Genomic DNA, 12149 nt, shown 5'->3' with positions numbered 1-12149 from the left:
GCGGTCAGGCCGACTCGGCCGCGAGCTGCTCGGCCCGCTCGACCACGTTGCTGAGCAGGAACGCCCGGGTCAGCGGGCCGACACCGCCGGGGTTCGGGGAGAGGAATCCGGCGACCTCACGCACCCCGTCGGCGACGTCTCCGCGCAGCCCGTCCGCGGTGCGGGACACCCCCACGTCGAGGACCGCGGCACCCGGCTTGACCATGTCCGCGGTGATCAGGCCAGCGACACCCGCGGCGGCGACGACGATGTCGGCGCGGCGCACCTCGGCGGCCAGGTCCTTGGTGCCGGTGTGGCAGAGGGTGACGGTGGCATTCTCGGACCGACGGGTCAGCAGCAGCCCGATCGGGCGGCCGATGGTGACACCGCGGCCGACGACGGTGACGCGGGCGCCGTCGATCGGCACGTCGTACCGGCGCAGCAGGTGCACGACCCCGCGCGGGGTGCACGGCAGGGTGGCGTCCTTGCCGAGCACCAACCGGCCCAGGTTCACCGGGTGCAGCCCGTCCGCGTCCTTGTCCGGGTCGATGCGCTCAAGGGCGGCGTTCTCGTCGAGGTGCTTGGGCAGCGGCAGCTGCACGATGTAGCCGGTGCACTCGTCGTTGGCGTTGAGCTCGTCGATGACGGCCTCGAGCTCGGACTGGGTGATGTCGGCGGGCAGGTCGCGGCGCAGCGAGTTGATCCCGACCTTCGCGCAGTCCGCGTGCTTGCCGCGCACATACGACGCGGAGCCGGGGTCGTCGCCGACCAGGACGGTGCCCAGTCCGGGGGTGATGCCCTTGGCCCTGAGTGCGTCCACCCGGGCCTTCAGGTCGATGAAGATCTCGTCGCGGGTTGCCTTGCCATCCAGGATCGTCGCAGTCACGGCGACCATTGTTTCAGGTAAGACTGGACTCATGGCACACAGTCCTGAACTCGCGCCGGAATTGCGGGGTCCGCGGGTGCTGCTGACCCCGCTGACCGCCGAGCACCGGACCCGGCTACGGGAGATCCACCGGGAGCCCGAGGTGCGGCGCTGGTGGCAGATGCCGGACGACGACTGGCCCGACGCGGCGGAACCGAACACCACCCGGTACACGGTGCTCGCGGACGGGGTGATCGTCGGCTACGCGCAGTGGTACGCCGAGCCCGATCCGGAGTACCGCCGCGCGGGCCTCGACCTGTTTCTGTCCGCCGCGGCGCAGGGTCGCGGCCTCGGCACCGAGGTGGTGCGGGTGCTGTGCGCGCACCTGATCGACGACCACCACCATCACCGTCTGGTGATCGACCCGACGGTGTCGAACACGGCGGCGATCGGCTGCTACCGCAAGGTCGGCTTCCGGGATGTCGGGGTGATGCGCGAGTATGCGATGCGGCACGACGGCAGCTGGGACGACGGCCTGCTGATGGACCTGCTTGCCCGCGAGTTCGTCCGCTGACCCGCCGTCACTCCCCGACCACGAGGCCGTGCGCGGCGGCCATCGCGACGGCCTGAGTCAGATCGATCTTGGCTCCGGCGAGTTTTGCGGTGGTCCACAGCGAGGCGTCGGCGTGCGCGCCGCGCAGGTCCGCCCCGTCCAGGCGCAGACCGAAGGTGCGGGCACCGTGCAGGTCCACCGCCCGCAGCGCGGTCTCCCGCAGGTCCGTCTCGACGAGGTTCGCCTCCCGCAGCCGGCAGTCGGTGAAGTCGACGCCGCGCAGATCCGCCCCGCCGAGGGAGGCCAGGGTGAAGTCGACCTCGTCGAATTCGATCGGGCGCAGTCGACACTGCTCGAACCTCGACCCCAACATCGTGGAACTGTGAAATTCGCTGTGCCACAACGTGGCCCGCACGAAGTCGCAGGACCGGAAGGCGGCGACCCGGTGCACGGACCCGGACAGGTCCGCGCCGGTGAAGTCGCAGTCGGTGAACACCACCCGCTCGGTGCGCAGTTCGCTGAGGTCGGCGTCCCGGAAGGTGCACCCGGTGTAGTGCCGGTCCACCCAGTGTTGACCCGCGAGCCGCGCATCCGAGTAGTCCTCGCCGACGAACTCCTGAATCTGCTCCTGCGCCATACCCCGATACTGCCCTGCCGCACCGAAGGGCGGGACGGGCGGTACCGACGTCCGCGGGCGGGCGGGCGGTCCGGCCGACGCGGTGAACTCCCGCCGACGACGACGCGACCACCACACGACGACGTCGTGAAACCCTGCCGAACTCCCTGCGCACGAGTCGATTTCGATGTTTTCGCTCACTAGCGTCCTGTGACGAGCGCCCGATCCGGGCGCCTTCGTACGCGAAAGGACTTCCATGTCGCACAGTCGACGTCCCGGTGGACGCCGTCCGGCCCTGTTGGTGCGCGGCGCAGCCGTCGCAGCCGCCGCCGTTGCCGTCACCACGCTGGGCACCGCCGCCGCGCAGGCCGCCCCGAACCCGCTCGACGACCTCGTCGGCATGTTCGGGACCGGTTCGAGCGGCACCGGCTCCCTGGCCGGGCCCGGCACCACCCTTCCCGCCGGCTTCGACCTGCAGGCGCACCGCGGCGGCATGGGCGAGACGATCGAGGAGTCGCTGCCCGCGTTCCGGAAGGCCCTCGAACTGGGGGTGACGACGCTCGAACTGGACGTCGTGATGAGTGCCGACGGCGTCCCCGTGGTGTGGCACGACGCGACCATCTCGTCGAACAAGTGCTCGGACACCGCGGCGGCCACCGAGAACGACCCGCAGTTCCCGTACGTCGGCGACGCCATCCACGACCTCACCTGGGCCCAGCTCCAGACCCTCGACTGCGACAAGAAGCTCGCCGCACACCCGGACGCCGAGACGATCGAGGGCAACAAGCTGATCCAGCTGCGCGAGGTCTTCACGCTCGCCGCCGCGCACGGGGCGGACGTGCACTTCAACATCGAGACGAAGATCGAGGCGGACCGCCGCGAGCTCACCGCGGAGCCCGAGGAGTACGTCGACGCGATCCTCGACGAGGTCCGCGCCGCGGACGTCGTCGACCGGGTGATGATCCAGAGCTTCGACTGGCGGTCACTGCCGCTGGTGCGCGCCGCGGAGCCGTCCATTCCACTGGTGATGCTGTGGAACGAGCCCAAGTGGGTCCCGGGCTCGGCCTGGACCGGCCCCGTCGACTACGACGCCGTCGGCGGCGACATCTTCGAGGCCGCGGAGCAGTTGGGCGCCGACGTGATGTCGCCCTCGCACAGCCTGGTGGACGAGGCGCTCGTCACCGGCGCGCACGAGGCGGGTCGCGTCGTGGTCCCGTGGACCGTCGACGATCCCGCCCGGATGCACGCGCTGATCGACCTGGGGGTCGACGGCATCATCACCAACTACCCGACCCGACTGCGGGCCGTGCTGGCCGAGCGCGGGATGGAGCTGCCGCGGGCGTACCCCGCGCCGTGAGCCCCCGCCGCACGCGTCCCCGGCACCGGGAGCCGGGGACGCGTGCGGCACCCGGTGCCGCCGGGGACCACCGCGCGTCGGAGAGGTCCGCGCCGACGCATTCGTCGATCTCCTCCGCTGGTCACCGTTCCAGGGCTGGCTCGGGCACCGGATGGTCGGCCGCCTGCTGCGCGTCCGCGGGCCTGCGAACGAACAGGCACGCCGCGATCAGCACGAACGACAGGATGCCCGCGACGAGGAAGACCGCCCGCACCCCCTCAACGATCGCGTCGGGCGAGTCGGCGTCCGCGGCGGATCGCGAGGCGACCACCGTCATCACCGTGACGAACATGGCCGTGCCCGCGGCGCCAGCCACCTGCTGGAAGGTGCCAACCACCGCCGAGCCGTGCGCGTAGAGGTGCGGGGCCACCGACCCCAACCCGGAGGTCATCAGCGGCGTGAAGGTCGCGGCGAGGCCGAGGCACAGGGCGATGTTGGACAGCAGCAGCCACCACAGCGACGTCGAGGCGCTCACCGCGATCAGCATCCACACACCGATGCTGACGAGGATCGATCCGGGGACCACCAGCACGAGCGGGCCCCGCCGGTCGTAGACGCGGCCGACGATCGGCCCCGCGATACCCATCAGCAGGCCGCCGGGGAGGGTGATGAGGCCCGTTTCGAACGGGTCGAGGTGCAGCACCGACTGCGCGAAGTACGGGACGATGATGAAGGTGCCCATCATCGTCGCCATGCCGACCAGCATCGCGACGACGGAGATGGTGAACTGGCGGGAGCCGAACACCCGCAGGTCCAGCAGCGCCCGGTCCTCGCGTTGCAGCCGCGACTGTCGGGCGATGAAGCCGGCCAGCGCGGCCGCACCGATCAGGAACGGCACCCACGCCGGGGTGGTCGAGGATCCCTGCGCGGACTCGCCGATGCCCACCAATCCGTACACCAGGCCACCGAATCCGAGCACCGCGAGCGGGACGGACATCAGGTCGACGCGCGCCGCCGACGTCTCGGACACCGACACCACGAACCGTGCGCCGACGACCAACGCCACCACGGCGAACGGGGCAACGAACCCGAAGATCCACCGCCACCCGAAGTGGTCGAGGATGAATCCCGACATGGTCGGTCCGAGCGCGGGCGCCACCGCGATCACGATCGAGATGTTGCCCATCATCGCGCCCCGGCGGGCGGGCGGAACCAGGGTCATGACCGTCGTCATCAGCAGCGGCAGCATGATGGCCGTCCCCGATGCCTGCACGATCCTGGCGATCAGCAGCACCCCGAATCCGGGTGCGGCGAACGCGATCAGGGTTCCCGCCGTGAACAGCGACATCGCGAGCAGGTACAGCGAGCGGGTGGGGATGCGCTGGATGAGATAGCCGGTGAGCGGGATGATCACCGCCATCGTGAGCATGAACGCGGTCGTGAGCCACTGCCCGACGCTCGGCGGCACACCCAGTTCGACCTGGAGGACCGGGATGGCGATGGACATCACCGTCTCGTTGAGGATCACGACGAAGGTGGCGACCAGCAGGACGCCGATCACCTGGAGGTGTCGCCGCTCGATGCGGTCGCCGACGGCGGGCCCGTCGGCGGTGTCGAGACGGGTGGACTCGGTCACGATTGACCTTTCGGGTGGTGGGAGCTGGGTCACGCCGGCGGCCGACGGCACGCCAGGGGAGGATCCCGAACCTACTGCTCCCCCGCGGTGCCACGCCACCGGATTTCGGTGCGCTGGTGTTTCGTGGGAGAGGGTCGCACGGCCCACCGACACGTTTCGGCCGGCGGGTCGGCGCCGAACGGGTGGTTATCGCGGCATCGCCCGAGAGGCCTGCCCGGCAACAGCCCGTTCGCTGCGGCTCGCCGCCGCGGTGGCAAGCTGAACGCCGTGTTCCGAGTGATGTTCCATGAGCCCCGCATCCCACCCAACACCGGCAACGCGATCCGGATGGTCGCCGGCACCGGGTGCGAACTCCACCTCGTCGGGCCGCTCGGGTTCGATCTCTCCGAGCCGAAGCTGCGCCGGGCCGGACTGGACTACCACGACCTGGCGTCGGTGACCGTGCACGCGGACCTGTCCGCGGCGTGGGCGGCGCTGTCCCCGCAGCGGGTGTTCGCGTTCACCGCGCACGCGAGCACCGGATACGCCGACATCGCCTACCTGCCGGGTGACGTGCTGCTATTCGGGCCGGAGCCGACGGGCCTGTCGGAGGAGGTGTTGGCGGACCCGCACGTCACCGACCGGGTGCGGATACCGATGGTGCCGGGCCGCCGGTCACTGAACCTGTCCAACGCGGCCGCCGTCGTCACCTACGAGGCCTGGCGCCAGCACGGCTTCGCGGGAGGCGAATAGACGACACAGCGCGGGAGGCGAATAGGCGACACAGCGCCGGAAGCGAATAGCCGGACGCGGTCACCGCGCCCCGGCCGCGATGTCGAGGAACTCGCGGGCGGACCCGCGGACCCCGCGGTCGCGATCCCAGACGGCGAGCAGCCGCCGCGGAATCCGCAGGCCCTCGAGCGCGACGCCGACGAGGCGGCCGTCCGTCAGGTCCGCCGCGACCGCCAGCGACGAGACCACGGCGGGGGCGTTGCCCGCGACGACGGCGGCCTTGACGGCGGTGCAGGACGTCAACTCGAGCAGCGGTGCCACGCATCCCGGGACGGCCTGCTCGAGGGTGGTGCGGGTACCGGACCCGAACTCCCGCTGGATCAGCGGGGTGCGGGCGAGTTCGGCGGGCGAGATCGGCCCGGACCGGGCCCACGGGTGGCCGGGCGGAACAACGACCACCAGCTCGTCGCGGGCCACCTCCCGCGCGTCGAGACCCGCGGGCACCTCGGGCCCCTCCACGAAGCCGAGGTCGGCGTCACCGCCGAGGACGTGGGCGGCGACGTCGGCGGAGTTGAGCAGCCGCACCGAGGTCACCACCTTCGGGTTCTTGCGGCGCATCGTCACGGTCCACGCCGGGACCAGGTACTCGGCGATGGTCATGCTCGCGGCAACGGTGAGGTTCGCTTCCCGCTCCCCCCGGAGCGCGGAGACGCCGGAGGCGAGATGTTCTGCGGCGGTGAGTGTTCCGGTGGCCCATTCCAGTACCAGGCCGCCCTCGTAGGTGGGGGTGACGCCGGTGGTGGTGCGGTCGAACACCTTGATGCCGAGCTGCCGTTCGGCCGACCGGACCCGGGCGCTGACGGCCTGCTGACTGAGGCCGTGCTCGCGTCCGGCCGCCCCCATGCTGCCCAGCCGGGCGACGGAAACCAGCACGTCGAGTGCGGCCAGTTCGGGGACCCGGGGCGAGAGCGGCATGGCCGCCAGACTACCTCGGCAACAAACAGCGCTTGTGGGGTGACAACCGTGAGCTGCCCACCCGGATCAGAGGACGACGACCGCCAGCGCCGCCACGATCAGGGCGACCCCCGCGAGGATGACGAGCACCCACAGCAGGATTCGCCCGGCGGGTCCCGGCTCCGAGTCGGGGTCATCGTCGCCCGAGATCACGGCGGCGGTGCCGCCCGAGGGCACGGCGGCGGTGCCGCCCGAGGGCACGGCGGCGGTGCCGCCCGAGGGCACGGCGGCGGTGCCGCCCGAAATTACGGCGGCGTCCCTGCCGACCGGCTCGGGGTCCGCGGCGGCGGTGGCCGCCTCGGGCAGGACCGTCGCGACCGCCGCCGCGCTGGCCCCCGCCTCGATCACCACCACGTCCGGGGTGACCGTCTCGTCCGCCGCCGCACCCGACGCGGCCGCCTCCGCCGTCAGTTCGGGCGGCAGCAGCGGACCCCGGATCGCGGTCAACACCTCGGTCACGTCGTAGGACGGCGGCAATCCGATCGGCTTGTTCGGCCGGGTGGAGCTGCGGAACCCGGCGGCGAGGATCGCGGCACCGAGCGCCGCGGCCTGCTCCGGCCCCGGGCCGACGACGACGTGCACCCCGAACTTGCCTGCGAGCGCGTCGGCAACCCCCCGCAGCGCGACATCGTCGCGGGCGACCAGTCCGTCGCCGGTCACCACCACCGCGTCCAGGTTCGACGGCAGCCAGCCGAATGCGCCGAGCGCGGTGGACAACTGCGCGGTCGGCGACGATCCGCGGCCCGCGGCGAACCAAAACGAGCGGCCGCTGGACACTCCGGACCGGACCAGGGTGACCGTCGCGCCCGCGTCGTCGACGTGATAGCTGCCGATCAGCTGGCCGGGCTTCTCGGCAACCTCGGACTCGAACCAGGCGCAGGCCGCCTCCGCATCGGAGACGAGCGAAAGATCGTTCAGGCCCGCATAGTTCAGTGAGTTGCGCAGGTCCGCAACGAGGTCGCCGTCCCACATGGACGGGTACGCGGCGACCACGGTCGGTGCGCCGCCGTCGCGGCCGCCGAAGGTGGGGAGGGGCTCACACTCGCGCACCAGTCCGCGCATCGCGGACGCGACGACGTCCTCGGCGCGATACCGGGTCCCGTCACTGGCGGCGATGCCTTCCGGATCTCCGACTCGGCCAACGAATCCCGACACCGTTGCGACGAACTCGGTACCCTCCGGCGGATCGCCGCCCCCGAGGACCACCTCGCCGTTCGAACAAACGTAGAGCACGGTGTCCCGGACGATGACGATCGGATCGGGGGTGCCTGGCTCGTTCGACGCGACAACCAGCGTCGACACCAGGCTGCCGATTCGGACCCCAATTCCCACAGACATGCGCACTCCATTCGGTGACGAACAGAGTGCAATCTACGCGCCCGCCGCGGCGGATCGAACGTCAGGCGCGAAGCGCGTCGACCGCCGCCTCCAGCAGTTCGGCCGCCTCGTCGGCGACGGCAGCGAGCTGCGGGTTGCCGGTGACCTCGACCATCAGCCGGGGGTTCATCGCCTCAACGACCACCGCGTCACCGTCGGCCCGCACCACCACATTGCAGGGCAGCAGCAGCCCGATCCGCGGGTCGGCGCCGACCGCCCGGTTCGCCAGTCCGGGATTGCACGCGCCGAGGATGAGGTAGCGGTCCAGGTCCGCGCCGATCTTCGCCTTCAGCGTTGCCTGCATGTCGATCTCCGTGAGCACGCCGAACCCCTGCTGCTGCAGCGCGTCCCTGGTGCGGGCGACCGCGTCGTCGAAGTCCGCGGTGAGGGTGATTCCGATGCCGAGTTCCATGGTGCGTCTTCCCTTCTCAGTGGTGTTCGGGCTGCTCCCACGGACCGCACTCGAGCAGGATGTCGATGGCGGTACCGTCGCCCTGCTGCCGCAGGACGTGTTCGAGCGCGTCGACGCGCAGCCCCCGCGCGGCCGGTGCGAGGTCCGCGATGCCGGGCAGGATGGTCGGGTCCGGTGGGCCGCCGGTCCCGCGGTGATGGTTGTCGATCGAGTGTCCCAGGTACAGCAGGCGCCCGCCCGGGTCGAGCCACCGCGCTGCCGTCGCGATCAGCGCCTGCAGCTGCGGGATCGGCAGGTGCAGGAAGCTGATCAGCACCAGGTCAGCGGCGCCGTCCGGAACCAGGTTCGTGACATCGCCTACCCGCCAGTCGATCCGGCCGTCGGGGTCCTTGGCGCGGGCCTGTTCGATCGCGACCTCGGAGTGGTCGACGGCGGTGACCCGCCACCCCTGGCGGGCCAGCCAGCGGGCGTGCCTGCCGTCCCCGCAGGCCAGGTCCACCGCATGCCCCGGGGACGCGCCAGCCAGCCGCTGGCGGACGGTCTCCGCGGGTTCGCCGCCCCACGGGTCCGGCCGGTCCCGGTAGCGCTCGTCCCAGGCCGCGGCGTCCATCTCGGTCACGCCAGTGTGAGGAAGAGCTTCTCAAGCTCCGCCTCGGTCATCGGTTCCTGGTTCTCCCTGCTGGCGCCCTGCAGGCAGTCACGCAGGCCGGTCGCGACGATCTTGAAGCCTGCGCGGTCCAGCGCTCGGGAGACCGCGGCGAGCTGGGTGACCACGTCCTTGCAGTCGCGGCCGTCCTCGATCATCGAGATCACGCCCGCCAACTGTCCCTGTGCCCGGCGCAATCGGTTGAGCACCTGGGCGATGCTCTCCTCGTCTCCGGTCATCTTTCGGCACCTGCACTTTCTCTCGACGTCCCGATACCCCCAGGGTACCCCTCGGGGTATTTGACGGATCTCGTGGCGGGGCGGCCGTGGCACGCTCACACTGGAGGCACAGAGGCGAACGCTCCCCCGTCCACGACCACAGGAGACCTCCATGACCAGCAATGGCCCCTTCGGATTCGATCCCGACGACCTCGACCGCCTGGCGAGGCAGGTCGGGGAGGGCATCCGTGAGACCGTCGACCGGATCGGCGACATCATCGGCGATGCCGGGCTCGAGTGGACAACCCACCACGGCCCCACCAGCACGGTGACCTACCCGCGTCGACGGCGAACCACCGGCGAGACCGGCGACGGGGTGTGGGCGATCTTCGTCGTCGGAGACGACGGCGCAGCAACGGTCGAACAGATCCACGCGACCGAACTCGACGCGCTGCGCGCCAACAAGTCCAACACCGACCCGCGCCGCCGGGTCCGGTTCCTCCCATACGGCATCGCGGTCGGTGCACTCGACGACGACCGTGACCCCGGATCGGACACCGAACCGGGGCCGGACGAGTACACCGAACCCGATCCGGAGCACTGACGTCAGTGCGAGAAGCTGATCTCCGGCAGCAGCCTGCGCAGCCACGCCGGTGACCACCACGCCGCCTGGCCGGTGATGCGCAGCAGCGCAGGCAGTAGCACCAGTCGGATCGCCGCCGCGTCCAGCAGCACCGCGACACCGAGGATGATGCCCATCTCCTTCGGCGGCAGCGGCTGCGCCAGCGCGAAGCTGAAGAACACGCCGACCATCACCGCGGCAGCGGCGAAGATGACCCGACCCGAGTGCGCCATGCCCTCGACCTGAGCGGCCGCGGCGTCGCCGGTGCGCTCGTAGTGCTCCTTGACGGTGGAGAGCAGAAATACCGTGTAGTCCATCGCGATCGCAAAGATCATCGCGAAGAAGAACACCGGACCCCAGCCATCGAGGAAGCCCTGCGGCTCGAAGCCGAGCAGCGCGGCGCCGTGCCCGTCCTGGAAGATCAGCGCCGCGACACCGAACGCGGCACCGGTGGACAGCAGGCTGACGACCGTACCCAGCAGCGCCACCAGCGGGGCGCGCAGCGCGACCAGCAGCAGCAGGAAGCCGAGCACCAGGATCACCGCCATCACGATCGGCAGGTAGTCGTTCAGCGCCTGCTGCAGGTCGAGGTTCTCGGCGGGGGCGCCGCCGACGAGCGCGGACGCGGGCAGGTCGCTGCGCAGCCGGTCCAGGGTGTCCGCGAGCGCCGGATCGGACGGGTCGACGTCCGGCACCGCCTGCACCAGCACCAGGCCGGAGTCACCCGAGGAGTACACGGCCGGGCTCACCATTGCCACGCCGTCGGTGGCGGCGGCGGCCCGGGCCACCTCGTCGGCGTCCCGGGCATCCGCGACGATCTGCAGCGTGCCGGGCACGCCCGCACCCATCTGCTCCTGCACGATCTCGTAGCCCTGCCGCACCGCGGCGTCCTCCGGGACCACCTGGATCGACGGCATCGCGACCTTCAGCCCGAACACCGGGATCGACAGCAGCGCAAGGACGGCGAGGGCGCCGAGCGCCAGCGGCCACGGCCTGCGGTGCACCACCCCACCCCAGCGGGCGAACAGCGGCGACCGGTGTTCCTGACGCTTCGCGTAGGGCAGTGATCCCGCGTTGATCTTGCCGCCGAGCCTGCCCAGCACCGCGGGAAGCAGCGTCAGGGTCGCGGCGAGCACGAACAGCACCGCCAGCATGATCCCGACCGCCATCGTCCGCACCGCGGGAGCAGGCACCAACAGCACCGCGGACAGGCTGACGAGCACGGTCAGCCCGGACAGCAGCACCGCCTTGCCCGCGGTCGCCATCGTCTGCGCGACCGCCAGCCGGGCACTCGCCCCGCCGCGCAGCGCGTCCCGGAACCGGACGACCAGGAACAGCGCGTAGTCGATACCGAGCGCGAGGGCGAACATCATCGCGAAGTTCATTGCCCACACCGAGATCGGCGTGAGTTCGTTCAGCAACACCAGCGCGCCCGCGGACGCGATCAGCCCGGCCATCGTCAGCAGCAGCGGTAGACCGGCGGCGACGAGCGAGCCGAACGCCAGCACCATGATCGCGAGGGTGACCGGCCAGGACAGCATCTCGGCCTTGATCATCGCGTCGTGATTGGCGGCGTTGAAGTCGCTCCACAACGCCGACGCGCCGGTCGGGTGGATCTCGATCCCCTCTCCCGCGACCGCGGCGAGGGGGTCGGCGAGGTCACCGGCCGCGGTGACCATGGCGTTCGGGTCGGCGCCTGCGCCGCCGAGCACGATCGCGGTGTGCCCGTCGGGGCTGATCGTCATGCCCGGCCGCGGCGGCACCACCTCGGAGATGCGGTCGTCCGCGTTCAGGACGTCGGTGACGCCGGCGATCGCGGCCGCCATCTCGGGGTCGTCGACGGTGCGGGTCGGCGAGTGCACGACGACCTGGATGGCGTCGGACCCGGTGCCACCGAATTGTTCCTGAGCGAGTTCGCGGACCTGGACGGACTCGGAACCGTTGGCCTGCCAGCCGGCGCCGGCGAGCGAACTGAACACGCTCGGCGCGGCGGCGCCGAGCGCGACGACGACGGCGATCCAGGCGAGGACGACGAGGCGGAAGCGGTCGGCCATGGTGGCGCCGAGCCGGGCCATCAGTTCGTGCCCCGGTACCGGTGGTGCGTGGGTGTCGGTGGTGGTCATGGCTTTCTGAACCCTTCACAGAATACGGGTGGGGGTATATG

At 71.1% G+C, this 12149-nt stretch carries 13 protein-coding genes; 4 read left to right on the top strand and 9 right to left on the bottom strand.

Features of this window, described 5'->3' with window-relative positions; all coding sequences use genetic code 11:
• Nucleotides 1-4: 4 nt before the first annotated feature.
• A complete protein-coding gene (locus ACFWPA_RS05220; RefSeq protein WP_378505969.1) occupies nt 5-865 on the bottom strand; it encodes a bifunctional methylenetetrahydrofolate dehydrogenase/methenyltetrahydrofolate cyclohydrolase in 861 nt (286 codons plus the stop codon).
• A gap of 31 nt (nt 866-896) precedes the next feature.
• Here ACFWPA_RS05220 and ACFWPA_RS05215 point away from each other — a divergent pair, with 31 nt between their 5' ends.
• Nucleotides 897-1418: a GNAT family N-acetyltransferase gene (locus ACFWPA_RS05215; protein WP_378569750.1), complete on the top strand. Its 522-nt coding sequence runs from the start codon at nt 897-899 to the stop codon at nt 1416-1418.
• Between the two features lie 7 nt (nt 1419-1425).
• Here ACFWPA_RS05215 and ACFWPA_RS05210 read toward each other — a convergent pair whose 3' ends face one another.
• Nucleotides 1426-2034, bottom strand: coding sequence for a pentapeptide repeat-containing protein (locus ACFWPA_RS05210; protein WP_378569749.1), 609 nt, complete (start codon nt 2032-2034; stop codon nt 1426-1428).
• 235 nt (nt 2035-2269) lie between these two features.
• On the opposite strand from ACFWPA_RS05210, the gene ACFWPA_RS05205 reads away from it, so the two are divergent.
• Nucleotides 2270-3370, top strand: coding sequence for a glycerophosphodiester phosphodiesterase family protein (locus tag ACFWPA_RS05205; RefSeq protein ID WP_378569748.1), 1101 nt, complete (start codon nt 2270-2272; stop codon nt 3368-3370).
• A gap of 121 nt (nt 3371-3491) precedes the next feature.
• Here the strand turns inward: ACFWPA_RS05205 and ACFWPA_RS05200 are convergent, their stop codons facing one another.
• Nucleotides 3492-4985: an MDR family MFS transporter gene (locus ACFWPA_RS05200; protein WP_378569747.1), complete on the bottom strand. Its 1494-nt coding sequence runs from the start codon at nt 4983-4985 to the stop codon at nt 3492-3494.
• Nucleotides 4986-5252: 267 nt separating this feature from the next.
• On the opposite strand from ACFWPA_RS05200, the gene ACFWPA_RS05195 reads away from it, so the two are divergent.
• The gene (locus ACFWPA_RS05195) at nt 5253-5717 is read left to right on the top strand and encodes a tRNA (cytidine(34)-2'-O)-methyltransferase (protein WP_378505964.1); all 465 of its coding nucleotides are present in this window, start codon (nt 5253-5255) and stop codon (nt 5715-5717) included.
• 60 nt (nt 5718-5777) lie between these two features.
• Here ACFWPA_RS05195 and ACFWPA_RS05190 read toward each other — a convergent pair whose 3' ends face one another.
• From ACFWPA_RS05190 to ACFWPA_RS05170, 5 genes are all read right to left on the bottom strand, one after another.
• Nucleotides 5778-6671: a LysR family transcriptional regulator gene (locus ACFWPA_RS05190; protein WP_378569746.1), complete on the bottom strand. Its 894-nt coding sequence runs from the start codon at nt 6669-6671 to the stop codon at nt 5778-5780.
• A 66-nt stretch (nt 6672-6737) separates the two neighbouring features.
• Nucleotides 6738-8048, bottom strand: a complete 1311-nt coding sequence (locus ACFWPA_RS05185; RefSeq protein ID WP_378569745.1) for a hypothetical protein — start codon at nt 8046-8048, stop codon at nt 6738-6740.
• Nucleotides 8049-8109: 61 nt separating this feature from the next.
• A complete protein-coding gene (locus ACFWPA_RS05180) occupies nt 8110-8499 on the bottom strand; it encodes a DUF302 domain-containing protein (RefSeq protein ID WP_378505961.1) in 390 nt (129 codons plus the stop codon).
• A 16-nt stretch (nt 8500-8515) separates the two neighbouring features.
• Nucleotides 8516-9109 (bottom strand): class I SAM-dependent methyltransferase, encoded by a 594-nt coding sequence (locus tag ACFWPA_RS05175; protein WP_378569781.1) that lies wholly within the window; start codon nt 9107-9109, stop codon nt 8516-8518.
• 5 nt (nt 9110-9114) lie between these two features.
• A complete protein-coding gene (locus tag ACFWPA_RS05170; protein WP_378505960.1) occupies nt 9115-9384 on the bottom strand; it encodes a metal-sensitive transcriptional regulator in 270 nt (89 codons plus the stop codon).
• A 151-nt stretch (nt 9385-9535) separates the two neighbouring features.
• Between ACFWPA_RS05170 and ACFWPA_RS05165 the strand changes: the two genes are divergently transcribed.
• A complete protein-coding gene (locus ACFWPA_RS05165; RefSeq protein WP_378569744.1) occupies nt 9536-9967 on the top strand; it encodes a hypothetical protein in 432 nt (143 codons plus the stop codon).
• Nucleotides 9968-9969: 2 nt separating this feature from the next.
• Here ACFWPA_RS05165 and ACFWPA_RS05160 read toward each other — a convergent pair whose 3' ends face one another.
• On the bottom strand, nt 9970-12108 hold the full coding sequence (locus tag ACFWPA_RS05160; protein WP_378569743.1) for an MMPL family transporter: 2139 nt from the start codon (nt 12106-12108) through the stop codon (nt 9970-9972).
• Between the last annotated feature and the right edge of the window lie 41 nt (nt 12109-12149).

The sequence above is a fragment of the Rhodococcus sp. NPDC058505 genome (assembly GCF_042720095.1).
GTDB lineage: Bacteria > Actinomycetota > Actinomycetes > Mycobacteriales > Mycobacteriaceae > Rhodococcus_G.
Note: the sequence above shows the minus strand (reverse complement) of the source record. Positions and strands in the feature narration are given on the sequence as shown.